Genomic DNA, 25103 nt, shown 5'->3' on the forward strand with positions numbered 1-25103 from the left:
GTCGTTTCGAGTGTCAAACCGATAAGTTCGGCGAGGTTGAGCGGAGGTGGTAGGTGGTAGGTGGCAGGTGACCCACTCGTCACTCGTCACTCGTCACTCGTCACTCGTCACTCTTCACTCGATTGCCAGGTGAGGCCCCGACAAAGAAAGTTCACGCATACGCAACGCTTCCCCCACTATGGACCGCGGTGGCACGACACCGCTGTTCCTTCACGCCACCTCCCCCCCCGGCGACGCACACCCCCACAGGGGACGCCTCTAAGCCACCCCGTCACGTGCAGGAAAAGCGGAGACGTGTCTCCGCAGTCCATAAGCGCCCCCTTCCACCTTCCTGAGCTTCGTGCCTTAGTGAGAAACATTCAGGCGCTTCTCCGCCCAGGCCTTCTCTGTGACCTCGGCGGACTCTGTGTGAAAAACCCGGGAATCGGAGCGGATGGCGAGGAATCGATTACGATTACGAATACGATTACGACAGCCGAGTGACGAGTGAGGAGACCCTGCCAACGGTCAACTGACCACTGCCAACGGTCAACGGACACTACCACGGTCAACGGATCCACCTACCTACCACCCAACACCTCCGCTTCCCTCTCATTTGTCCTTCCCTTGACTTCCAGAAAGCCCTGAACCATTCTGTTACACACTCATATAGTAGGACGAACATTATGAGAAGGAACTGTTCACTCCCGCTTATTCGCGATGCTCAACCTCGTATTTACCTTTTCCACACCTTCCTCCTTGTTGAGATGGTGCCGGGGTGGGATTGATCTGGCCTGCCTCGTGGCACTGTCGTGCATCTTAGGTTGCCCGGGGATCACCAGCGCCGGAGATCTCGCGATATGCCATGAGGTGGCTCTTCGAGACGCGGTCGCCACGGGCGGCACGTTCAGCATCACTGCAAGTTGTGGCAGCATTCAGCTGACGCAACCATTGATTGTCGAAAAGGACACCACCTTCACGACGACCACTAGCTTCACGTTAACTGCAGCGACGCTCTTTCCGCTCTTCATCATCAAGCCGGGCGTGACACTTTCGATCACGCGACTCAACCTCGGTGGCTACAAACCCTTTAGTCAAAACGAGCCCTATAATCCAATCTATGTCGGAAGGGCGATCTACAATGACGGCGGCACCTTCCTGGCCGAGTCTTGCTCGTTCCGAGGTGCCCTCGGCACCGGCGGCCCAGATGCTGGAATGGGAGGAGCCATTTTCTCTCGCAACGGTTCGATCCGATTGCAAAAATGCGCTCTGGAATATAATAGCGCCGCCGCCGCCGGAGGTTCCATCTATGCGACGAATTCCACCGTTACGCTGACCCAGTGTGCGTTAAGGACCAACTCCGCGGGGGGCAGTCCGAATTCTTCGGGTCTGGCATTAGGCGGCGCCCTCTGCCTCGATCGCAGCCTCTCGACACTGACGGGATGTGAGTTGACTGGCAATGCGGTCGCCTGTTCCGTAAGCAATGTCTTCCGGGCCTTCGGGGGATCCATCGCTCAGCTCCATGGAGAGCTTACACTCACAACCACAACACTCGCGCTCAACAGGGCCGAGGGAGCAAATGACTTCAGGCAACCGTCAGCGGAGGAGGTCAAGGGAGGTGCCGTCTATAGCAGCGGGACCCTCGTGGTAAGCGGCTCCACATTCACGAACAATTACTGTCGGGCGGGAATCGATGCGAACCTGACGGGCAGCGCCATCGGAGGCGCGATCTATTGCTCGGCCACTTTGCAACTCCTAAGCTCCAGACTTGCGTACAACACGAGTTCTGGCGCGAACGCTCGAGGTGGAGCATTGGCGAACGAAGGAAACGCCGCCTTAAACGGCAACCTCTTCGCATCCAATATCTGCAAAGAAGCTCGCCGGGAAAGCCAAGGGGGTGCGATCCACAATTCTGGAGTTCTGACCCTTTCCTCCGCAACATTCATTTCCAACGAAGCGGTGGTGAGCCAAGCTTCTCACCTGTTTCCGGCGGTGGAGGCCTCGGGCCCCATCCTCAACTCAGACTTGGGAGGAGCCATTGCCTCCGGTGGCGGCATCCACAATTCGGGAACTTGCAGCGCGACCAACTCAACATTCAGGGACAACCGTGTCTATGCACGCACCACAGCCGATTCGTCGCTCGTGCCAGCCTCGGCCCGTGGCGGTGCCGTATTCAACGCGCGCGGAACTTTCACATTGGTCCACGCGACCATCGCGACCAACCGTTGTGAAAGAGATTACTTTGACGAGCGAACTTCCATTCAAGGAGCGGGGATTTTCCATGCCTCCGGCACCACCCTTCTGATCAACAGCGCGGTCGCCAACAATTCGCCGGGCGGCAACTGTTTCGGGACGCTTGCCGACGGCGGCGGCAACGCCTGCTCTGATGAGAGCTGCCCTTTCGTCACCGGCTACGTAAACCAACCCATCGAGTTTCAGGCGGCGCCCGGTCCGAGTTCAACCCTAATTCCGATGCCCGGCAGCGTGCTGATCGACGGAGCCATCGGCAGCGCTTGCACGCCGCAGGATCAGCTTGGGCGCGCACGTCCAATCGGGTCCGCGTGCGATATCGGAGCCGTGGAGTCGCTGAGCACAGGAAACACCCAGTGGACACGATTCCGTAAGCCTAAGCCCAGAGTCTTGGAATCCTCAGAGGAGATCGTCATCACGGTCCAGCACGTCGGAAACGTGACGGGCACGTTCCGAGTCAACTATGAAACCCGAGATGGCACGGCCACTGCAGGAACAGACTATGCCGCCGCCCGTGGAGAACTCGTTTTTTCCTCCGGAATTACCCTCGCCAGTTTTTCGGTAAAGTTCCGGCCAGATGCGCTCCCCGAGCCCAATGAGACCATTCAGCTGATTCTTACTGATCCAACCACGGGGGCAATTCTGGCGGAAGAAGAACTAACTATCGTGGAGGAGGAAACCAAATTCAGGTTTGCGCGAACTCAATTCGAGGGCTACGAGGGCAATTCGTTGTCGATCGAAGTGATTCGTGAAGGCTCAACAGGGGAGACTGCTGCCGTGAACTTTCACACCGTGGATGGCACCGCCCAGGCCGGCCATGACTATCTCCCGATTCAAGGGACACTCATTTTCGCTCCCGGTGAGACCCAACGCACCTTGAACATCCAAACGCTTGAAGATGACGAGCGAGAAAGCACCGAGACGGTAGGCATTGGATTGACCCTTCCCCTACGCGACCTCGAAATCGGAAGAACGGTCGCGGCCGTGCGGGACGTAACCGATTGTGACTTGAAATGGCTTCAAGCCGCGGTGGAGCGAGGAGGACTCATTCGTTTCGAGTGCGACCACACGTATGTCCTTCCTAAGACCCTCGTGATCACCCGGGACACTATCTTTGATGCGACCGGACATGACGTCATTCTCGACGGCAATCGGGCGGTCCGACTCATTGAAGTCAGGCCGGGAGTGACCTTAAGCCTGACGAACCTGACCCTGATGCGAGGACGACAACTCGGTCGGCTGGGTGTTCAGGGAGGACAAGGGGGAGACGCCTATGGAGCAGCCATATTCAACGACCAGGGTACCGTTCATGCGTTTCAATGCCGCTTTGCCATGAACAGTGTTCAAGGCGGCGATGGAGGCGTCTCCACGCGCGACGATCAGCCCATTCCAGGAGGCGCTGCCTTCGGAGCCGCCCTCTTCAGCCAGTCGGGAACCTTGAGCCTCGTCCAATGCGAATTCTCCACCAATCGTGCGGCGGGCGGAGTAGGAGGTTATGGCCCGCTGATGCCCGAACCTGCCCCGGGCGGTTCGGCTCAGGGCGGAGGGCTTTATGGCACCAACACCACGCTGCAGCTGCAGGGCTGCCGTTTTGAGGGTAACACCTGTCTCGGTGGGAGAGGGGGGGAACGAAGCGGGACGTTCCTTCTCTCCAACTTCGGATCCTCTCGCGGAGGCGCTGTCTATACGATTGACGGGAACGCGGTCATCACCGAAGCGACGCTCGTGCAAAACCGAAGTCTATCCGGTGCACCGGCCACTGGCGGAGCCATCCATCAGGAGGGTGGCACCCTGATGCTCCGCAGGGCTTCGATAGAGAAAAATTCCGCCGAAGGTGCTGACACGATTTCACGCTATGGATTGGGTTCAAGCAGCATTGGAGGAGGCATTTTTAGTCATGGCCAGTTGCTGCTCTCCGAATGTCAGTTCCTCGGTAACACGTCATTCTCCCGCGGTGTTGACAGCGCAGCAGGCGGCGTCTACAGCAGCGCTGGAGCTTCAATCGATGGGTGTTACTTCGAGTCGAATCGGTCGTTCACCATGTCGATGGGACGTATTTGCGGGACTGACTGCCGTGGAGCTCGCTATGGACTGACTTACGGAGGGGCACTCTTCAATACGAACACTCTTGTCCTCATCAATTCTTCGTTCGTCGGTAATATCGCCGAAGGAGGGGTATTCGAGCAAGCGTGGGATCTGCGCGCCTTTGGAACGAATGCCTTTGGAGGCGGGCTTGCCAATTATGGCGTGTGTTACACGACGAACAACACTTTCGTGCTAAACGCGGCCAGGGGAGGACCGATGAATGGGGGCGATGGGTTCGGAGGCGGGATCTGCAACCTCTCCGGCGAACTCTTTCTCAATCACGCAACCTTTTTCCAAAACCAGGTCAGCGGGGCGGAAGCGAGCGAACTCACGGGTGCCTTGCCGGGGAACGGGTTCGGCTCACAGCTGTTCAACGGTGCCGGGAGAGTCACTCTTGCCAATTCGATCCTGGCCGATACCAAACCCAGCACCAACTGCGTGGGAACGATTTTGGACGCCGGAGGCAACTTAAGTTCCGATCTCAGCTGCCAATTTACCAGTGGCTTCAACGGACTCAATCCACGCTTAGCTCCACTGGCCCGCTATGGCGGAACAGTTCCACTCCTAGCTCTCCTCCCCGGAAGCCCAGCAATCGATGCAGGGGATGGTCACCTTTGCGCCCCGGCTGACCAACGCGGTTTTCCTCGTCCTTCAGGAGCGCAGTGTGATATCGGCGCTTTCGAGGCTCATGGCGAACTTGCCGCTGAGTCACTCTTTCAGGAATGGGCAGATGAATCCCACCTGCGCCTCATCTACGTCGGAGCCACCGGATCGACTCGAAGGCTCGAATCGTCGCCTGATCTCGATCTCTGGACCCCATGGGGTCCGGACTTCTCATTAGGGGATCAGGGCTGGTTTCAAACCGATGTGCCCGTGCAATCTCAGGACTCCCTGCGTGCCTTCCGGGTTCAGGTGCCGTAGGTTCTGTCGGCAGATAGATTGAGTGCAGTTCGTAGCTCCGTCGGTCCGTACTTCTCGTCTTGTATCGAACCCCAAAACTCGGGAAGATTTCTCCCATGACCGACGTCACCTCTCGATTGGATCGCTTCCTTCGTCAAATACCCCAGCTGGGTCAGGGGGTCTACATCGCCAAAGGTGCGGTGGTCACCGGAGCCGTCAAGCTCGGAGACCACTCCAGCATTTGGTACAACGCGGTGCTGCGCGGAGATATCGACCGCATCGAAGTCGGACATCACACCAATATCCAAGATAATGCAGTCCTCCATGTAGCCGATGACCTGCCCTGCCTGATTGCGGACTATGTGACGGTGGGCCACTCGGCCAACGTGCACGCCTGCACGATCGGGTCTCGCACCCTGGTCGGAATGGGAGCCATCGTGCTCGATGGCGCGGTGGTGGAGGAGGAATGCATCATCGGCGCTCATGCCTTGGTGCCTCCTGGAAAACGAATTCCGGCGGGTTCCATGGTGGTGGGCATCCCCGGCAAAATCTCGCGGGCGCTCAGCCCCGAAGAGCGGGCAGGACTTCGTTATTGGGCCGACAAGTATGTCGACAACGCCGCCTATTGCCTCCAGCACGGCATCAACCTAGGCAAGCCCCTTTAACCACGGATTTCGCCGATTCCACGGATCGGATCAGAACCGCCCAATTCCTCTTCCCATCCGTGCATTCCGTGCAATCCGTGGTAAAGCCATTCCCCGTTATAGGTTTGGCCCAGAGCCCAGCTCAACGGAACATGCCCGGAGGCAGGCCTTTCGGCATAGCCCCAGCACCCATCTTGCCGAACATTTTCTGGAACTTGCTGAACTTCTTCATCATCTGCTGCATCTGATTGAATCGATTCAGCAGGTTGTTCAGCTCCGCCACCGTCACGCCGCTGCCCTTCGCGATCCGTTTCCGGCGACTGGCGTTAAGAATGTTGGGGTTCTTCCGTTCCTCCAAAGTCATCCCGCAGATCATCGCCTCCATGTGCGAGAATTCCTTCTCCTGTTTGGAAAGGTCGGCCCCCTTGAGCATCTCACTTCCCCCGGGCAGCATGCCGACGATCTTATCTAGAGGCCCGAGCTTCTTCATCTGGCGGAGCTGATCAAGAAAATCTTCGAGGCTGAAATGCCCCTTCTTCATCTTCTCTTCCAGCCGACGCGCATCCTCTTCGTCCACCGCCTCGGCCGCGCGCTCCACCAAGCTCACCACGTCGCCCATCCCCAGAATACGGGACGCCATCCGCTCCGGATGGAACGGTTCAAAATCCTCGAGCTTTTCACCCACACCCATGAACTTAATGGGCTTCTGGGTGACCGACTTCATGCTCAGGGCCGCACCGCCGCGCGTATCGCCATCCAACTTGGTGAGAATCGACCCGGTAATGCTGAGGGCCTGATCGAAATGGGTGGCCACATTGACAGCCTCCTGGCCGGTGGCGGCATCGAGCACGAGCAGAATTTCGTCGGGCTGAATCAGGTTCTTCAAGCGAACCAGCTCTTGAATCAAAGGCTCATCGATCTGCAGCCGACCGGCGGTGTCGAAGATGACCAGGTTGCAGCCGAGCGCCTGGGCCTGCTCCATCGCGAGTCGGGCGATGACCAGCACATCGGTCTCCCCCTTCTTGATGAAGACCGGAACGTTGAGCTGCTGCCCCAGCTTTTCCAGCTGGTCCATCGCGGCCGGACGATAGACGTCCGCGCCGACGAGCAACGGCTTGCGATCCTGCTTCACCAGCCAGCGGGCGAGCTTGCCGGACGACGTGGTCTTGCCCGATCCATGCAAGCCCACCATCATCAACACGCCCGGGGTCTTCTTGAATTCGAGTCCCGAATTGGTCGCTCCCAGCAGACTGACCAGCTCATCGTGAATGATCTTAATGATCTGCTGGCCGGGATGAACGCTCTGAATGACCTCCTGGCCCAGGGACTTCTCCTTGATCTTATCGAGGAACTCCTTGACCACCTTGAAATTGACGTCGGCATCCAGCAGCGCCATCCGGACCTCGCGCAACGAGTCCGCCACGTTGTCTTCGGAAATCTTGCCTAACCCACGCAAATTCCGGAACACGTTCTGCAGCTTACCAGATAAGGATTCGAACATTCGGAAAGGTTAGAACAACCCAATCCAGCCAGTCGAGTGCGAAGGAGGAAGGGATCCCCGCTCCGCCGTGGGGCCAAAAGCGGCACAGGGGTGCACGCACTCCACATGCTTCAAGCTCGTCGCGAAGCGTCTTGGAGTGCGGTAGCCCTCTACCGCTTTTCGGCACCCCCGGAGGGGGATCCCGGCTCCGCCGCGGGGGCCAAAGCGGCACAGGGGTGCCGCACTCCATAGCGTCCAGCGCACCGCGAAGCGGTCCGATGAGGTTTATAGTTCTGTAGTCCGGTAGCCCTCTACCTCTTTTCCTTGGCGCTGCTTAAGTCCGTCTATCCGCCAGCACAAAAATTCAGCTTGTCCACCTGACAACCCCTCCCTCACCCGCTATAACCCCGACGTGCCGGCTGCACCCGAACCACTTTTGACGACTCGACTCGACGCTTTCCGCGGCGTCGGCCCCGACCGTTCAGCCCAGCTCGCCCGACTCGGCTTGGTCACGCTCCAGGACCTCTTCCTGCATCGCCCTCGCCGCCACGAAGACCGACGTCACTTCCTGGATATCAAGCAGCTCAAGCTCGACACCGCCGGCACGGTGCGCGGCAAAGTGGTCGCCGCCGGACTCCACCGCTTCAAACGGAGCTCCAAAACCGTCTTTGAGCTCATCGTCGAGGATGGGACCGCTCGACTCCACTGTCGCTGGTGGAACCTCCCCTACATGCAGAACTACTTCCGGGTGGGGGACGAGGTGTTCGTCTACGGCAAACCGGTGTCAATGAAACCGCGGACGATCGACCACCCTGAAACCGAGGTGATCGACCAAGGGGTCGATAGCTATGTGCACGTCAATAGGATCGTGCCCATCTACCCCCTCACCGAAGGATTGCCACAACGCTGGCTGCGTCATTTCATCTGGCAAAAGCTGGCGGAGTTCGCCGACCAGATCCCGGAGTTATGGCCCGATCTTCCCATGCCGAATCGACCGTCGCGCGCTCAGGCGATCCGGTGGATTCATTTCCCCGAGGAAATGGACCTGCTCAAGCGAGGACGCGAGCGGCTCGCCGTCGACGAGTTCATCGGCCTTCAGATCCTGCTGAAGACGCGTCGACGCAATCTGGAGTCGCATTCGAAAGGAATCCCCTGTTCCGGCGACAACCACCTGATCAAGCCCTTCCTGCATCGGTTGGGCTTTACCCTCACTTCCGGTCAGACCGAAGTGCTCAAGGAGATTCGACGCGACCTTGGTGGCGCTCACCCCATGCGGCGACTTCTGCAGGGGGATGTCGGATGCGGCAAAACCGTTGTGGCCGCCTGCTCCGCGCTGATGACGCTGGAAAGCGGTCACAGCGTGGCACTCATGGCGCCGACCGAGATTTTAGCCGAGCAGCACCATCGCAATTTTTCCAAGTGGCTCGCCGGAGCTGAAGTGGATCTAGCGCTCCAGACCGGAAGCCATAAGTCCGGGCGCAGCAAAGAGAGCCTGCTGTCGCCCCATTCAAAGCCCACCCTGTTCATTGGCACTCATGCGCTCATTGAGGACACCTTCCAGATGGACAAGCTGGGACTCGTCATCATCGACGAGCAGCACAAATTTGGCGTTGTTCAGCGCGAAGCCTTACTGCGCAAAGGCCGTTACCCGCATCTATTGGTCATGACGGCGACTCCAATTCCTCGCACCCTGGGACTCACCCTCTATGGGGATTTAGACCTCTCCGTGATCCGACAATCGCCCGGGGGACGAGGAGAGGTTCGCACCTATGTGCGCTCGATCGACCGTCTACCCAAAGTCTGGGAGTTTGTGCGCAGCAAGCTGGAGGAAGGCCGACAGGCTTACGTCGTGTATCCCCGAGTTGAAGAAGCCGGCAAGCCCGGCATGAAAGCCGTCAAGGAGCAACACACCCAACTGCAAGCTCTCCTCGCCCCGTTTCAGGTAGAACTACTGCACGGAAAACTTCCGGCCGAGGAAAAGCAATGGATCGTCGAGTCGTTCCGGACCCAGAAGACCCATGTACTGGTAGCCACTAGTGTGATCGAGGTGGGAATCGATGTTCCCAACGCCAGCGTGATGGTGATCGAGAATGCCGAACAGTTCGGACTCGCGCAGCTCCATCAGTTGCGCGGTCGGATTGGCCGCGGTCCGCACGCTTCCTTCTGCATTCTGGTAGCCGATCTGAAGAAGGAAGATGCCCAGGAGCGGCTTAAAATCATGGAGGAAACCCATGATGGCTTTCGAGTAGCCGAGGCTGACCTCCTGTTGCGCGGCCCGGGCGAACTCGTCGGACGCGAACAGTCGGGCATCCCCGATTTCAAGTTCGCCGATCTGCGATACGATCTAGCCCTCGTGGAAGAAGCTCGTCCCCTGGCGGACCTGATCCTGGATCGGACGGCCGAAGGAAAAGGCAGGTGAGCGGAGGTGGTAGGGTCTCGTCACTCGTCACTCGTCACTCGTCACTCGTCACTCGTCACTCGTCACTCGTCACTCGTCACTCGATTGCCAAGTGTCAGGCCCTGACAAGGAAAGTTCACGCACACGCAACGCTTGCCCCACTATGGACCGCGGTGGCACGACACCGCTGTTCCTTCACGCCACCTCAACCCCAGCGACGCACCCCACCACAGAGAACGCCCCTCAGCCACCCCGTCGCGTGCAGGAAAAGCGGAGACGTGTCTCCGCAGTCCATAAGCGCCCCCCTCCACCTTCCTGAGCTTCGTGCCTTAGTGAGAAACATTCAGGCGCTTCTCCGCTCAAGCCTTCTCTGTGACCTCGGCGGACTCTGTGTGAAAAACCCGGGAATCGGAGCGGATGGCGAGGAATCGATTACGATTACGACAGCCGAGTGACGAGTGACGAGTGACGAGTGACGAGTGACGAGTGGCGAGTGAAGAGTGAGGAGACCCTGCCAACGGACAACTGACCACTGCCAACGGTCAACGGACACTACCACCTACCACCTACCCCGCCCCCCTTCCCCAAGCTTGCACCCGGACCGCCGGATGGAGTTAACTAGGGACAGTGCGATCCAGAAAATCCAGCCTCGTGGGAAAGCGCAGCCGATCCTCGGTCCATCGGCTTCTCTGGATGCTGATTTGCCTAGGCGGAATGCAGTCCCTCGCCGCTCCCCGCCAAGCCATCCTGAGCTTCGAAAAAGACGTCCGACCCATTCTCAAAGCCAACTGCTTTGATTGCCATGGCGAGAGCGAAGCCCCTAAAGCCGACCTGGATCTTCGCCTCCGACGCTGGATGATTCGCGGCGGCAAGTCGGGTGCAGCCATCACGCCCGGCCAACCCGACCATAGCCTGCTGCTCAAACTCGTGCGCGAAGGCGAGATGCCCAAGCGGGAGAAAAAACTCACGCCCGCCGAGATTACCACCCTCGAACAGTGGATCGCCCAGGGCGCGCCCACCCTGCGGGACGAACCCACTGAACTGCCGAAGGGAATGGTCATCACCGAGGAGGAACGTGCCCACTGGGCCTATCAGCCAATTCGGCAAAGCGCGATACCCGCCTCCCGATCCAAAGATCGAGTGCGGAACCCGGTCGACGCCTTCCTTCTGGCCGCCATGAAGGCCAAGAGCAAGAGCCTGAGCTTCTCCCCGGACGCGGAGCCAATCACCCTGCTCCGTCGCATTTACCTCGACCTCATCGGACTCCCGCCCACCCCCGACGAGACAGCCCGCTTCCTGGCCGATCGTGAGCGCAATCCCCAAGCCTACGAGCATGAGGTCAACCGGCTGCTCGAGCGTCCCGAATACGGAGAACGCTGGGCCCGGCACTGGCTCGATGCCGCCGGGTATGCTGACAGCGACGGGGCATCAACCGACGACACCCCTCGCGAGTTCGCTTATAAGTTCCGCGACTACGTCATTCGCTCGCTCAACCAGGATAAGCCGTTCCACGAATTCGTCGTCGAACAGATCGCCGGAGACGAGTTGATCACGCCTCCGTTCAAGAACCTCAAACCCGAAGACCTTGAGAAGCTCGTGGCAACCGGCTTTCTACGCATGGGCCCCGACGGGACAGCATCGGCCGCCGACCCCGAGTCGGCCAAGAATCAGGTCATGGCCGATACCCTCAAAATCGTCACCAGCTCGCTAATGGGACTCACCGTCGGCTGCGCCCAATGTCACGATCACCGCTACGATCCCATTCCCCACACCGACTACTATCGTCTGCGGGCGGTGTTCGAGCCCGCCTACGACGCAAAAAAGTGGCTGACGCCTCAGCAGCGCCTGCTCTCCCTCTACACCGACGCCGATCGACAACGGGCGGCCGAGGTCGAAGCGGAGGCTCAGAAGGCCGCCGCCGAGCATGCAACCAAACAAAAGGCATTCCTCGAAGCGGCGTTCGACAAGGAACTCAGCAAGTTCGATGAAGCCCTCCGACCCAAGCTGCGTGAGGCTTATCAGACTCCAGGCGACAAGCGCTCTCCTGAGCAGCAAAAGCTCCTAGCCGAGAATCCCAGCGTCAACATCAGCCCGGGTACCTTGTATCAGTACGACGCCAAGGCAGCGGAGGAACTCAAAGCGCTCGATGCCAAGGTCACGGAAATCCGCGGGCGCAAGCCGCCGGAGGATTTCGTCAGTCCCCTGACCGAACCTTCAGGCACCACCTTACCGGTCACCTACCGCTTCCACCGGGGCGATCCGCGACAACCTCAAGAAGCGATCAAACCCGGCGGCCTCGCGATTCTCGAAACGGCGGCTCAGCGCATCGATTTCCCCGAAAAGACCACCGGGCTTCCGAGCAGCGGACGTCGGCTCGCCTTCGCGCGTTGGCTGGCGAGCACCAACAATCCGCTGTTCACGCGCGTGATTGTGAATCGAGTTTGGATGCATCATTTCGGCCGAGGCCTGGTCCGCACCCCGGCCGACTTTGGCGCCATGGGCGAAAAGCCCACGCATCCCGAACTACTCGATTGGCTGGCGCTGGAATTCGCCTCCCAGAATTATAGCCTCAAGGCCCTGCATCGACTCATCCTCACGTCCACCGCCTTCCGCCAAGCCTCCGTGGAAACAGGGTCCTCCCCGCGTGGTGACCGTCGGCGAACCCCATCTGCGGAAGATCGGACCACCCTCGACCCTGATGCAGCTCTCTACTCGCGGAAACCCCTGCAACGTCTCGATGCCGAGGCCATTCGTGACTCAATTCTCGCCGTGAGCGGCAACCTAAACCTGAAGAAATTCGGGCCGCCCGTCCCCGTTCGAGCGGATGTCGCAGGACAAATCGTGGTGGGAGTCGACAAAACCAGCGGCGACAACAAGATGCCGGTCGATGTCCCCCTGAACGGGGAAGAGTTCCGCCGCAGCATTTACATCCAGGTCCGCCGGAGCAAGCCCCTGGCTCTGCTGAACACCTTCGATGCCCCGGTGATGGAGCTGAACTGCGAAAAACGACAATATTCCACCGTTGCCCCCCAAGCCCTCATGCTGATGAACAGCCAGTTCATCCTGGACCAAGCTGAACAGCTGGCAACACGGCTCCGACGTGAGGCGGGAGCCAGTGCCGACCGCCAGATCGAGCGAGCCTGGCAGCTGACCTTCTCGCGTCAGCCCAGCCCCCAGGAGCGAAACGATGCGCTCGGCTTCTTGAAGCACCAAACGGACACCCTGACCGCGCTGGCCACCCAAGCTAAGGAGCTCCCCAAGATCAAGCCAGAAACCCAGGCACTGCGCAGCCTCTGTCAATCATTGCTCAGTGCGAACGAATTTTTGTATGTGGACTGAGCGTCCAACTGTCCTGTCATGAATTTCAACCACTCTGCATCTCTAAACCGACGAGAGTTTCTCTCCCGGAATGCCATGGGCGTTGGCGGGGTGGCCTTGGCCTGGCTGCTGGGCGACAACAATTTGCTGGCGACCCCCGCGTCCGTGCCTCGCCGGCCGCAAAGCTTTGACCTGACTCCAAAACCACCGTCCTTCCAGCCCACCGCCCGAGCGATGATCTCGCTCTTCATGCACGGCGGACCGAGTCATGTCGACTTGCTCGATCCCAAGCCGGAGCTGACTCGAATGAGCGGCCAGGATTATAACGGCGAAGTCACTTTCAGCTTCGTCAATCGGGCCAGCAAGAAGCTCATGGGCAGTCCTTGGAAGTTCAAGCGATACGGCCAAAGCGGCATCGAGGTCAGCGAGCTTCTGCCTCACTTCTCCGAGATCGTCGACGATGTCTGCGTGATTCGGTCCATGCATACGGACATCAACGGTCATGAGCCGTCAATCTGGTACATGCATACGGGCAAGTCGCAGCCCGGACGCCCCCACCTCGGCTCCTGGCTGACCTACGGTCTGGGCTCCGAGAACCGCAACTTGCCCGCCTACGTGGTCATGACCGACCCCGGTGGACATCCGGTCGACGGCGTGCGCAACTGGTCGAACGGTTGGATGCCTCCACTCTTCCAAGGAACGGTCGTTCGCCCCACCGAACCACGCATTCTCAACCTGGAACCTCCCTCGCATCTAAAGGGTGAGCTCCAACGGCAGAACCTGGACTTCTTGCGCAGCCTCAATCGCGATCACCTGGCACGGCATCCCGGCGAGGCTGACCTGGAAGCACGCATCGCCAGCTATGAACTGGCTGCGGCCATGCAAACGACCGCCAAGGAAGCCCTCGACCTAAGCGGCGAGAGCGAAGCTACCAAGAAACTCTACGGACTCGACAATCCCGCCTGTCGCGAATACGGCACCCGCTGCCTGATCGCCCGCCGACTCGTGGAGCGCGGCGTGCGCTTCGTGCAGCTCTTCATCAACGGACAGATCTGGGACAACCACGAAAACATAGGCAAGTCCCTGCCCGATTGCTGCCGCAAAACCGACCAACCCTCTGCCGCCCTGGTCAAGGATCTGAAAGCCCGCGGTCTTTTGGATACCACCCTGGTTCACTGGGGCGGCGAGATCGGACGCCTGCCCGTCACCGAGAACCATGGGGCGGCCGAGAAAGCGGGACGCGATCACAATGGCCAGGGGTTCAGCTCCTGGCTGGCCGGGGGAGGAATCAAGGGCGGGATGACCTACGGTGAGACCGATGAGTTTGGCCACAAGGCCGTGGTCAATCCCGTGAGCCCCGTCGATTATCATGCCACCCTCACCCACCTTTTCGGCATCGATCATCAGAAACTGATTTACCATCACAACGGCACCGAACAGCGCCTCACCGATGGAAAGGCCGCGCGAGTCGTCCGAGAAATCTTGAGGTAGTCGGGATCATGGGTGTGATTGGAGGTGGGTGAGTCCTGTTTCTTTGGCGGGCAGGACTCCTGAAGCTCGAAAGCAGAATGGAGCAGCCACTGAGAATTTCAGGAGTCTCCCCGGCACTCCAACGGATGCGGCACCCCATTCTCCCCCGAGACGCCGTTCAACAGCCACCTCTTGATTGATCGAAAAAACCTGGGTAGGCTCAAGACACATGGAATTGGCCGACTTCGTCGAACTCGCGCACCAGCAACCGCGTTTGCGATTTCTGATCATTGGCGGTTACGCGGTGGCCGCACATGGACACACGCGCGCAGTTGTTCCTTAAATATGGCAGCCGAGAAATATACGAAACCTTCCTCCGACTCCTGCGAAATCCATGACGCGCCTTCACTGGATCTAAGGCTCGAGTTACCAGAAGGCGAGGAGTTCTCCTCCCTCTCGCCTTTGGTTTCAATCGCTGAATTGATCCACCGCAGCCGCCAGCTTCGCCAGTGGTTTCCCGCTGGGCTGCGTCGCCCCGAGGAGCGGTGGCAGGCCAAGACAACGGTCGAATTCCACCTCTAGCCCCAAGATCTCATGAAACGCGTCCTATCCCTTGCCGCCATCGTCTCGCTCACCGTTCCCACCTGGGCCGAAGTGCCGCGGCATCCCAAATTCGGGTTCCCTGTCTACACCAATGCCGCGTCGGGACGCCAGCTGTCAGGCCAGCACAAGCCCGCCGACAACCCGGCGATGTCCCCATCCGACGCTCAAAAAGCCTTCAAGGTCCCACCCGGATTTGAGGTGCGGTTGTTCGCCAGCGAACCTGAGGTGGTCAACCCCGTGGCCATGACTTGGGACGATCGCGGTCGCCTCTGGGTTCTTGAGCTGTATGAGTATCCACTGGGCACCAAGCCAGGTGAAAAGGGACGCGACCGCATCAAGGTGCTCGAGGACACCGATGCCGATGGCGTCGCCGACAAGGTCACTGTATTCGCCGACGGCATGACGCTCGCCACCGGCCTTCTGCTCGGGAATGGAGGAGTCTACGTCGGAGAAGCGCCGCATCTCTGGTTCCTCCAGGACACGGATGGCGACGGACGCGCAGATCGAAAAACCGAACTACTCACCGGCTTCGGGTTAGAAGACCGCCACGAACTGTTGAACGGCTTCACCTGGGGCCCCGACGGTCAGATGTACATGACCCACGGGGTCTTCACCATCAGCCGCGCCAAGGATCCGAGCAATCCCTCAGCCGAGCCGGTGCTCCTCACCGCCGGGGTTGCCCGACTCGATCCCAAAACCAAGCGCTTCGAGGTGTATGCCGAAGGCACCAGCAACCCGTGGGGTGTCGACTTCGACGCCAAAGGCAACGCCTTCGTGAGCGCGTGCGTTATTGACCATCTCTTTCATCTGACTCCCGGCGGACTCTACCAACGCCAAGCCGGCCAGGCTCCCTTTCCCTACGCCTATGGGGATCTGCCCAGCATCGTGGATCACAAACATCACATGGCAGCCTACGCCGGAATCAACATCTACCAGGGCAACCAATGGCCAGCGGAATGGAAAGGGGCCGCACTTCATGGCAATATCCATCAAAATGCGCTCAATATAGATCGACTGACCCCCAAGGGCTCCACCTTCACCGCCACCAAATGGACCGACTCGGGTGATTTCCTCACCACCAAGGACGGTTGGTTCATGCCCGTGAGCATGCAAACGGGTCCCGACGGAGCGGTTTGGGTCATGGACTGGTATGACAAGTATCCGTGTTACCAGAACGCCAACGCCGATCCAGCAGGAGTCGATCGCGAACGAGGTCGCATTTGGCGGGTGGTCTGGACCGGAGATCAGCCCGGCAAGGCGGTTCCCTCGCGGCCCGAGGCGACCATGGACCTCGCCAAGCTATCCTCTCCGGAGCTTGCGAACTTGCTCGCACATCCCAACGTTTGGCAACGCCGTACGGCCCAGCGGATTCTCAACGAACGTGGGATCACCGCCTTCGGCCCGCGTGAATTGCACGTTACCACCCCGATTCACACGCTCCTCCAAAAAGGAGAAACCCTCGACGCGCGTCTGGCCGCGCTCTGGACGCTCCACGGCACCGGGTTGCTCGATGACGGCTGGCTCGATGAAATCGTCAAGGACGACGAGCCGGCCATCCGCGCCTGGGCAGCGCGCCTGACGGGAGAGCGCGGATTTCCACTCGGAGATTCGATGAAGCGACTCGCTCAGCTCGCGGAAGACCCGGATCCCACCGTTCGATTGGCTGTGGCGGTCGCGGCCAGGCAATTCGTATCCGGCTCCCTCACCATTGACACGCCACCGAAGGTTCCCATCCAGGAAGTCATCACCGGCCCGATCTTGAGCACCTTGTTTGTGGGCTATCGCGAACGGACCAAGAACGAAAACGATCCAACTCTGGAGTTCCTCTATTGGATGGCAGCGGAGCCCATCGTCGCCTTCGATCCCGTACACGCCATTGGCTTCTACAAGGAGGACGGTGCTCAGAGGGAAATGCCATTCTCTGGACGACTCCTCCGGAAGATCATGCGGCGCGCCTGCGACCTTCGCGACGAAACCATGCTTACCCGCGCCGTACTTGAGTTCGGCAAGATTCCCGAGTCCGCCACCTCCGCCTTAACCGCGGGATTGCAAGGTCTGATCGAAGGCCAGCGCGGCAAAGCCCTATTACCGAGCAGCGACGCTGTCGCCGTCATCTCCCGACTCGTGAAATCTGCCACGCCCGAAGTCGCCAAGGCTGCCCAGCAACTGGGAACCTTGTGGGGAGATGCCTCCTCACTGAAGGCGGTTCTCGCTCGGATCAACGACAGCTCGGTCAGCGCCGCCGATCGCATCGCCGCCATCAAGTCATCGGTGCAGCAGAAGAGCGATGATTCACGATTCGCTCTACTCAAGGCGGTGAACAGCCCCCACCCCGATCCCGTACGAGTCGAGGCGGTGCGTGCGCTGCAACAGGTCGGCAAGGACGACACCGGCCCCTCTCTCCTGGAACAGTGGAACAACCACACGCCGGCGGTCAGGGCCGCTGTGGCCGAGCTTTCCACCACCCGATGGCAATGGCGTCACGCCCTGCTCCGTGCCCTGCAGGATGGGAAACTCAAGCGAGGGGACATTCCCCCCACCGTGGTCCGGACCCTGGCGACCGCCAAGGACGATGGCGAGCGAACCGTGGCCCAGTCCATCTTCGGAAAGGTCCAAGCGTCGAGCGCGGAGAAACTCAAGCTCATCGCCGAGAAGCGGAAGATCGTCACGAGTGGGCCGGTCGACCTTGCCGCCGGACACGAAGTCGCGAAGAAGACGTGTTTCATCTGCCACAAGCTCTATGGCGAAGGTGCCGAGGTGGGACCGGATCTGACCGGGGTGGGACGAAGTTCGTTGGATGCCCTGCTGCATAATGTCATCAACCCCAACGAAATCATCGGGCAGGGGTACGAGAACGTGGAGATCGAAACCAAGGACGATCGCCAGCTCAGCGGCCGCATGGTCGAGAACACCGACAGCGTCGTCAAACTGCTCCTGCCCGGGCCGTCGGAGATCGTGGTCGCCAAATCTGACATTAAATCGCTCCGCATCACCGAGAACTCCGCGATGCCTGAAGGACTGGAAGGATTGCCTGACGCCGATTTCCGTAACCTGATCTGGTACCTTCTCGCGCCTCCGGGAGACAATCGTCCCCTCACCGAGGAACGCCGCAAAGAGCTGACTGGATCCAACCCCGATCAGGCTGCAACCCCCTTGCCCGCTCGGGATGGAGAGAGCATCGCGCTGTGGGCACCCGGCTGGCAGATCGACGCCCCGGATTTCGAGGGTTCACCCGTGAAACTGCCGGAGTTCGCAGGTCAGCGAAACGTTCTCATGACCCATCCATTCGATGAGAACAAACCCGCAGCCATCGTTCGCGTACTGACCATCCCGCCCGCTACGAAAGCGAGCCTGCGCTTCTCGGTTGCCGCCCATGAGAAGGGAGATTGGGAACTTCGTGTGAAAGCCGATGGGGAATTACTGCATCGACAGACCGTCACGCATGACGGTTCTCGCTGGCAGAATGTGAAGCTCGATCTGAGCCGGTTCGCTGGACGTCGAGTGGTGTTGCGCCTCGAGAACATGGCAAACAACTGGCAATGGGAATTCGCCTACTGGTCTGGGCTGATCTTAACCGAAGGCGAAGAACTGAGCCTGAGGTAACCCGTGCAGCGTTCATCATCATGGGACAACTGCACTCGGGTGGATGATCAAGCCTGGCTGGCGGGAAGGAACAGCCATCTCAGGTGTCCGGTCCGAGATTCCGAACCCGTAGGGTTCACAGATTTTAGCCGGGGCGTGGAGCGCAGCGACACCCCCGGAGCTGTAAAAAGTAACGAGCATCGCGCAGCGATGCCACGGCCTGTTCGCACCTCCCTTAGCGATCAGGAATGGAACCTGAACCATCGGCAAGTCAAGAGGCGCCGGTGGCACGCCTTTCAGGGTGCTGTAAAATGGAGGGACGAGCTACCGGGGGTGCGCTGCGCTGTCCGCCCCGGCTAATCTCTTTGAACCCTGCGGGTTCTCGGGAGCGGATTCAGGACCGCGTTCATTTTCATGCGAGGAGGCACGTCGGGCCCCGAAATCACCAACAGTTGGCCTCACTCCCGCTCAACGCTCCCGAATAGAGAACAGGCTCTTCTCGGTCCGAATGAACAGCGCTCCTTGGGAGACTGCTGGCGAAGCTTGCACCTTCTCCCCGAGCGCATTCTTCGCCAACACTCGGAATTCGGCAGCCGCGGCAATCACCGTGGTCTCTCCGCTGTCTCCTACAAAATAGAGACGCCCCTCCGCAGCAACGGGCGACGCCGAAAAGTTCCCACCCACTCGTTCTTGCCAAACCAACTCACCTGTTCCGGCCTGGAGACACGTCGCGATTCCCCCATCCGTGATGGTGAAAAGAAACGGTTTCGCGTAAATCATGGACGGCACCTTGGGCATGCCCTTCTTCTGCTCCCATAACAGATTGGTCTCCTTCAAGTCGCCGGCACCTCCCAGCTTGAAAGCCTTAATGGATTCCCGCCCGCCCCATCCGCCCGAGGTGAATACCATCCCGTCCCCAATCAGAGTGGAAGGAACCTTTCCCTCGCCCAGCACCTGACTAGTCCATAGTCGTTGTCCTGTCAGGACATCGAACCCCTGAACAACATCGCCGGATTCACTGATCACCTGAGACTTGCCCTGCGAAGTCCAGATCACCGGGGCGCCGTGCGCGATGCGTGATAACCCTCGTTGTCCCTTCCATCGCTCCTTGCCAGTCTTGGTATCCAACGCGACGAGAAACGAACGATCCCAAGGAGTTTGCCAGCCGAGCTTTTTGTCCTCCCCATCGCTGCTTCCATCTCGCGCCATGATGAGCAAGCCTTGATGCAGGATCGGCGAGGAACCCAGCCCATGCTGTCCATAAAATGGATAGCCTCGGTTCACCCAAACGATGTCGCCGGTAAAGGTAAGGGCGGCGAACGTGCCATCCCCATAGCAGACATACACCCGCTCGCCGTCCGTCGCTGGAGTCGGCGTCGCGTAGGAATTCCTACCCTCCTTCCGTCGCGGCACCTGCTGCACGACTTCCTTATCCCAGAGCAAACGTCCGCTGGATCGATCGAGCGCCAGCAGCCGGCAACTGGTGCCGTCACCGGTCGCTGTGGTCAAAAACACATAATCTCCCCAAACGATAGGGGAAGACCAGGACTCGCCTGGAATGCTAGCCTTCCACGCCACGTTCTCAGTGTTGCTCCATTTGAGGGGAATGCCAGTCTCGCCCGAGTGACCCTGAGCATCCGGACCCCGGAACTGAGGCCAGTTTTCAGCGAACCCAGAAACCACAGCACCCATCCACAGCGAAACCCAAAACACAGACCTATTCATACGATAAGTTTATCCACCACCTCACCGTGTACATCCGTCAAACGGAAATCCCGCCCCTGGAAGCGATAGCTGAGCTTGGTATGATCAAAACCGAGCAGATGAAGAAGGGTCGCATTCAGGTCATGGACATGTACCTTGTCGCGGGTGGCGTTGAATCCGAAATCATCCGACTCGCCGAGGGTTAACCCCGGCTTGATCCCACCGCCGGCAAACCACATGGAGAAGCAGTTCGGATGATGATCGCGCCCATCGTTCCCTCCTTGAACCATCGGGGTTCGGCCGAACTCGCCGCCCCAGATAACCAGGGTGTCGTCCAGCATCCCCCGCTGCTTCAAGTCCTGGATCAGCGCAGCGCAGGCCTGGTCGGTGTTCCGACAGTTGGTCTTCAACCCATTCACCAGATCGCCGTGTTGATCCCATGCCTCATGGAAGATCTGCACAAAGCGCACCCCGCGTTCCACCAGCCGGCGGGCCAGCAGGCACGAACTCGCGAAGGTTGTCTTCCCGGGCTCCGCACCATAGAGGTCCAGCGTGGCTTTGGATTCCTTGGAAATATCCATCAACTCAGGGGCGCTGGACTGCATGCGATACGCCATTTCGAAGGCGCTGATGCGGGTGTTAATCTCAGGGTCACCCACCCAATCCAGCCGCCGCCGATTCATCTTCTGCAAGGTATCCAACGAATCGCGCTGAACTCGATCGTCCACTCCCCGGGGATTGGACAGATACAGCACTGGATCACCTCCGCTACGGAACATCACGCCCTGATGCAGCGAGGGTAGAAACCCATTGCCCCAGTTGGAAGCCCCACCGCTGGAGCCCTTGCTTCCGGTATTGAACACCACATAGGACGGCAGATCGGTCGACTCGCAACCCAGGCCATAGGTCGTCCAAGCCCCCAGGCTGGGACGCCCGAACTGTTGCGACCCGGTGTTCATGAAGATCTGGGCCGGAGCGTGATTGAAGGCGTCGGTGTGCATCGACTTCACCACCGCGATGTCATCGGCGACTTTCGCCAGATGCGGGAGCAGCTCGGACAGCTCAGTCCCGGATTGGCCGTATCGGGAGAATTTGAACTTCGGCCCGAGCAACGTGGCATTGGGGTTGATGAACGCCGCACGGTAGCCCTTCAGCAATTCGGCCGGCGGCAGTTTCCCGTCCCATTTGGTGAGTTCCGGCTTGTTGTCGAACAGCTCCAGATGGCTCGGCGCCCCCGCCATGAACAGGAAGATCACCCGCTTGGCCTTGGGCGCGAAGTGCGGCTGCTTGGGGGCCATAGGGTTCACGGAGCCGGAGGCGGCATAACCCTGCTCCCGGAGCAGTTGCCCCAAGGCCACCGCACCCAAACCCACCCCGCATTGTTTAAAGAACCAACGCCGAGCCACGCGATGAGGATCCAATTCCGGGAAATGTGAGGTTATGCCGTTCATAAGTTCATTCTTTGCTGATCGCTTCATCCAGGTTGAGCAGCACACGCGAGACGACCGTATAGGCCGCCAGCTGCGTCGGAGTGGTGCCCGGAGGCAAGGAGGGGAGCTCATGCTTGCCCGTGCCCAACTCCTGAGCGTTGACCCAGCCTTCCGCGATGCGCTGCTGCTGGCGTCCCAACAACTCCAGAAGATCCGATCGTTCGTCGTCCGTAGGAACGCGACTCAGCACCCGACGAAACGCGTAGATCAAACGGCTCGAGTCGTTATTCCCGCCCTTCTCCAACGTACGCATCGCGAGCGCTCGAGCCGATTCCATGAACAGCGTCTCGTTCAAGGTGGTCAGCGCCTGCAGCGGGGTATTGGATCGGGCACGACGAACGCAGGAGAAGTCTCCGTTCGGAGCATCGAAATTCTGCAGCACCGGATACGGGATGGAGCGAAACCGGAAGGTGTAGAGCGCCCGACGATAACGCTCCGGCCCGGTCTCCTCATTCCACGTCTTGGGACCGTAGCTGGTCGGTGGCTTGAACAGGAAATCCGGAGCAGGCGCATACACGCTCCGGCCTCCCAACGCCGGATTCAGCAAGCCACTCGACGCGAGAGAAATATCGCGAACCAGCTCCGCATCCACTCTGAGCCGGGCGCCACGGGCCAGCAACCGGTTGTACGGATCCTTGGCATAGAGCTCAGGAGACACCCGGCTCGACTGGCGATAGGTCGCGGAAGTCACGATCAGCCGGTGAATGGCCTTCATATCCCATCCGCGATCCATCAGCTCACACGACAGCCAATCCAGGGCCTCCGGATGCGACGGCGCCGGGCTCTGAAATCCCAGGTCCTCGCTCGTCTCAACAATGCCGGTGCCGAAGTAGGCCTGCCAAAACCGATTCACCAGCACGCGTGCGGTGGTGGGAGATTTGCGATCCACCAGCCAGCGAGCGAAGGTCAAACGTGACCGATCGGAGCCCGCGGGCAAGGGATGAAAGAAGGAGGGAACGCCAACGGACACCTCAGCTTCGGGCTTCAGCCAGTCTCCCCGTTTCAGCATGCGAGTCGAACGTGGCTCGTCGCCGGGAGCCCGCCCCGAGCGCTCCGCCATGCTCAAGGTGGGACTGCCCTCGGGCCACTGCTGCCACAAAGACTCGAGCTCGTCGTTCACCGCCTTGAACTCCGGGACGGTGGTGCGCCAGTAGCTAAAGACCGTTGCGACCTGCGCAGGCGACCTTTGTTCACGAGGCACCGCGAAGATCTCTCGCACCGCAGCCGGAAGGGGATCTGCCACGGCGTTGGTCGCGGATGTGACCGAAATACGGAAGCGGCCGAGGTTGTGATTCTGATTGTCATCCGAGTTGGAGCCGCCGTGATTCTGCTGAAGATAGAAATGCAATACCGTGCCGCCCGCGAAGGCGACAGGCTTCTCCGGCACGACCACCGCCTTGCGCGGGACGTTTCGCCGTCCCGGGCCAGCATCGATTCCCCAAGCGGTGTCGTCCTTGCCATCGATCGCGAACGCCACGGGGCCATAAGGACGTCGCTTTCCCGACCCATCATCGAATTCCTTCTCCAAGTCCTTCTCCGGATTGGAATAGTCGGCGGTCGCTCGAACAAACTTCACCTTCACCTTGTTCGTCGGGTTGGCCAGGTCAACCGCTTCCACCTTGAAATCCGTCAGCGCCGCCATGCCTTTGATCGATCGTCCAGGGCCGTTGCAGGGCAAGTTCGGGTCGTTGAGATGCTCGAAGCGAAACGCCCCGATGGATGCCAGCGTGTTGGTCCCTTGAAAATGTGCAGTCCACATGGTGGGGGCGTAGCTGGACGCCCGAATCGATCCATCCGAATAGTGATAGTAGCGCTCTCCGTTGTCTCCCGCATGGTGAACCACTACCGGCGTCCATTCCGGCTGATCTTTCTTGACGCTATCCTCCCAGCGCGCCATCCGCTCCTCCCAGCCCGCGGTTCGATGCCGCAGACCTTCCTCCACATCGCGCATGCGACGGAGCAACTCGGCCCGGGTCTGCTCTTCCGCGGGGGTATAGGCCACCATGGAGGCCTCGTGACTGTTGTTAAGGAAGGCGAACATCCGGTAGTACTCCTCCATCGAAATGGGGTCGTATTTGTGGGAGTGACACTGCGCACACTGAATGGTCAGCCCTAGAACGCTTTTACCAACGCAGTCCATGCGATCGAACATCGCATCCATCCGAAACTGCTCGGGGTCGACACCCCCCTCCTCGTTGAGCATGGAGTTCCGGAGAAACCCGGTAGCCACCAGCTGAGCCTGAGTGGGGTTCGGAAGCAGGTCACCCGCGATCTGCTCGATGATGAAACGGTCGTAGGGAAGGTTCTGGTTCAGCGCATTCACCACCCAGTCCCGATAGTGCCAAACAAAGCGTGGCTTATCCTTTTCGAATCCGTCCGAGTCGGCATACCGGGCGGCGTCGAGCCAAAGGCGCCCCCAACGCTCTCCAAAATGAGGGGAGATTAACAGACGTTCGACCTGTTTCTCGTAAGCATTGTCCGAGGAATCAGCCACGAAAGCGTCCACTTCCTCCGGCGTAGGGGGGAGTCCGATGAGATCCAAGGAAAGGCGGCGAAGCAGGGTCGTCCGATCCGCCTCCGGGGAGGGCTTGAGCCCCTCCTTCTCCAAACGCGCTAGAATGAAGGGATCCAGCGCGTTCCGAGCCCATTTGGGGTCAGCGACCTCCGGGGTGGCGGGCCGCACCGGAGCCCGGAAAGCCCAGTGAGTGCGAGGGTCACGAGGAGCCGGGCTGGCGGCAGCCTGGGCCGGACCCGACGACACCCAGATCCAACAGAGAGGCAGGAGCCCCCGGCATAACCGAGGAATGCTAGTCAACAAGCGCTTCATGGTCTTAGAGGAATGACAGCACAGGGGCATTGTGGATTCAATGAAGTTTGAAATATGCCGTGCGGCTGGGAGATGCCCTCCCAGGCCGTTTCCAAACTCTGAACGTGCAGGAGACGAGGCCACGAGTCTTGGGGGGGCCGATCTCGCGAAGCGTCGTGGAGTGCGGTAGCCCTCTACCGCTTTCTCCCCCCGGCGTAGCCGGGATCCCCCTCCGGGAGGGCCGAAAAGCGGTAGAGGGCTCTAAGCATTACCCACAAGTTCTTCGACCAAATGTTAGAATCCCAAAGGGATTCCGCCTCAAAGCCCAGGGTTGGCGCGACGCAGGAGCGCCTACCCTGGGTTAGTCGTTGTTTTCTCACAACCCCATCGCGGG

Annotated in this window: 11 protein-coding genes; 7 read left to right on the forward strand and 4 right to left on the reverse strand. The window is 59.8% G+C overall.

Annotated elements, in window-relative coordinates; all coding sequences use genetic code 11:
- The first annotated feature begins 699 nt into the window (after positions 1-699).
- Both JNN07_04880 and JNN07_04885 read left to right on the forward strand, forming a co-directional pair.
- Positions 700-5235 carry a hypothetical protein gene (locus JNN07_04880; GenBank protein ID MBL9167053.1) on the forward strand — a complete coding sequence of 1512 codons (4536 nt, stop codon included), beginning with the start codon at positions 700-702 and terminating at the stop codon, positions 5233-5235.
- Positions 5236-5330: 95 nt separating this feature from the next.
- Entirely contained in the window at positions 5331-5879 is a 549-nt protein-coding gene (locus tag JNN07_04885; GenBank protein MBL9167054.1) for a gamma carbonic anhydrase family protein, read from the forward strand.
- Positions 5880-6000: 121 nt separating this feature from the next.
- On the opposite strand, the gene ffh is transcribed toward JNN07_04885, so the two are convergent.
- Complete coding sequence (gene ffh / locus JNN07_04890; protein ID MBL9167055.1) at positions 6001-7359, reverse strand: signal recognition particle protein; 1359 nt, start codon at positions 7357-7359, stop codon at positions 6001-6003.
- A 391-nt stretch (positions 7360-7750) separates the two neighbouring features.
- Here ffh and recG point away from each other — a divergent pair, with 391 nt between their 5' ends.
- The 5 genes from recG (at position 7751) to JNN07_04915 (ending at position 18730) form a co-directional block, all read left to right on the forward strand.
- Positions 7751-9757 carry an ATP-dependent DNA helicase RecG gene (gene recG / locus JNN07_04895; GenBank protein ID MBL9167056.1) on the forward strand — a complete coding sequence of 669 codons (2007 nt, stop codon included), beginning with the start codon at positions 7751-7753 and terminating at the stop codon, positions 9755-9757.
- Positions 9758-10429: 672 nt separating this feature from the next.
- A complete protein-coding gene (locus tag JNN07_04900; GenBank protein ID MBL9167057.1) occupies positions 10430-13075 on the forward strand; it encodes a PSD1 domain-containing protein in 2646 nt (881 codons plus the stop codon).
- A gap of 18 nt (positions 13076-13093) precedes the next feature.
- A complete protein-coding gene (locus JNN07_04905) occupies positions 13094-14545 on the forward strand; it encodes a DUF1501 domain-containing protein (protein ID MBL9167058.1) in 1452 nt (483 codons plus the stop codon).
- Positions 14546-14869: 324 nt separating this feature from the next.
- Positions 14870-15106 (forward strand): hypothetical protein, encoded by a 237-nt coding sequence (locus tag JNN07_04910; protein ID MBL9167059.1) that lies wholly within the window; start codon positions 14870-14872, stop codon positions 15104-15106.
- A gap of 12 nt (positions 15107-15118) precedes the next feature.
- Entirely contained in the window at positions 15119-18730 is a 3612-nt protein-coding gene (locus tag JNN07_04915) for a HEAT repeat domain-containing protein (GenBank protein ID MBL9167060.1), read from the forward strand.
- Between the two features lie 447 nt (positions 18731-19177).
- Here the strand turns inward: JNN07_04915 and JNN07_04920 are convergent, their stop codons facing one another.
- From JNN07_04920 to JNN07_04930, 3 genes are read right to left on the reverse strand one after another with little or no spacing between them, the layout of a single operon-like run.
- Positions 19178-20434: a PQQ-binding-like beta-propeller repeat protein gene (locus tag JNN07_04920; GenBank protein MBL9167061.1), complete on the reverse strand. Its 1257-nt coding sequence runs from the start codon at positions 20432-20434 to the stop codon at positions 19178-19180.
- Positions 20431-21864 carry a DUF1501 domain-containing protein gene (locus tag JNN07_04925; GenBank protein MBL9167062.1) on the reverse strand — a complete coding sequence of 478 codons (1434 nt, stop codon included), beginning with the start codon at positions 21862-21864 and terminating at the stop codon, positions 20431-20433. Before JNN07_04925 ends, JNN07_04920 begins: the two co-directional genes overlap by 4 nt.
- Before the next feature lie 4 nt (positions 21865-21868).
- On the reverse strand, positions 21869-24760 hold the full coding sequence (locus JNN07_04930; protein MBL9167063.1) for a DUF1549 domain-containing protein: 2892 nt from the start codon (positions 24758-24760) through the stop codon (positions 21869-21871).
- Between the last annotated feature and the right edge of the window lie 343 nt (positions 24761-25103).

This window comes from Verrucomicrobiales bacterium (genome assembly GCA_016793885.1).
In the GTDB taxonomy this organism is placed as follows: domain Bacteria; phylum Verrucomicrobiota; class Verrucomicrobiia; order Limisphaerales; family UBA11320; genus UBA11320.

Coding starts and splice junctions, on each gene's coding strand:
- JNN07_04880 (MBL9167053.1), top strand. CDS start 700: ATGCTCAACCTCGTATTTACCTTTTCCACACCTTCCTCCTTGTTGAGA.
- JNN07_04885 (MBL9167054.1), top strand. CDS start 5,331: ATGACCGACGTCACCTCTCGATTGGATCGCTTCCTTCGTCAAATACCC.
- ffh (MBL9167055.1), bottom strand. CDS start 7,359: ATGTTCGAATCCTTATCTGGTAAGCTGCAGAACGTGTTCCGGAATTTG.
- JNN07_04900 (MBL9167057.1), top strand. CDS start 10,430: ATGCTGATTTGCCTAGGCGGAATGCAGTCCCTCGCCGCTCCCCGCCAA.
- JNN07_04905 (MBL9167058.1), top strand. CDS start 13,094: ATGAATTTCAACCACTCTGCATCTCTAAACCGACGAGAGTTTCTCTCC.
- JNN07_04910 (MBL9167059.1), top strand. CDS start 14,870: ATGGCAGCCGAGAAATATACGAAACCTTCCTCCGACTCCTGCGAAATC.
- JNN07_04915 (MBL9167060.1), top strand. CDS start 15,119: ATGAAACGCGTCCTATCCCTTGCCGCCATCGTCTCGCTCACCGTTCCC.
- JNN07_04920 (MBL9167061.1), bottom strand. CDS start 20,434: ATGAATAGGTCTGTGTTTTGGGTTTCGCTGTGGATGGGTGCTGTGGTT.
- JNN07_04925 (MBL9167062.1), bottom strand. CDS start 21,864: ATGAACGGCATAACCTCACATTTCCCGGAATTGGATCCTCATCGCGTG.
- JNN07_04930 (MBL9167063.1), bottom strand. CDS start 24,760: ATGCCCCTGTGCTGTCATTCCTCTAAGACCATGAAGCGCTTGTTGACT.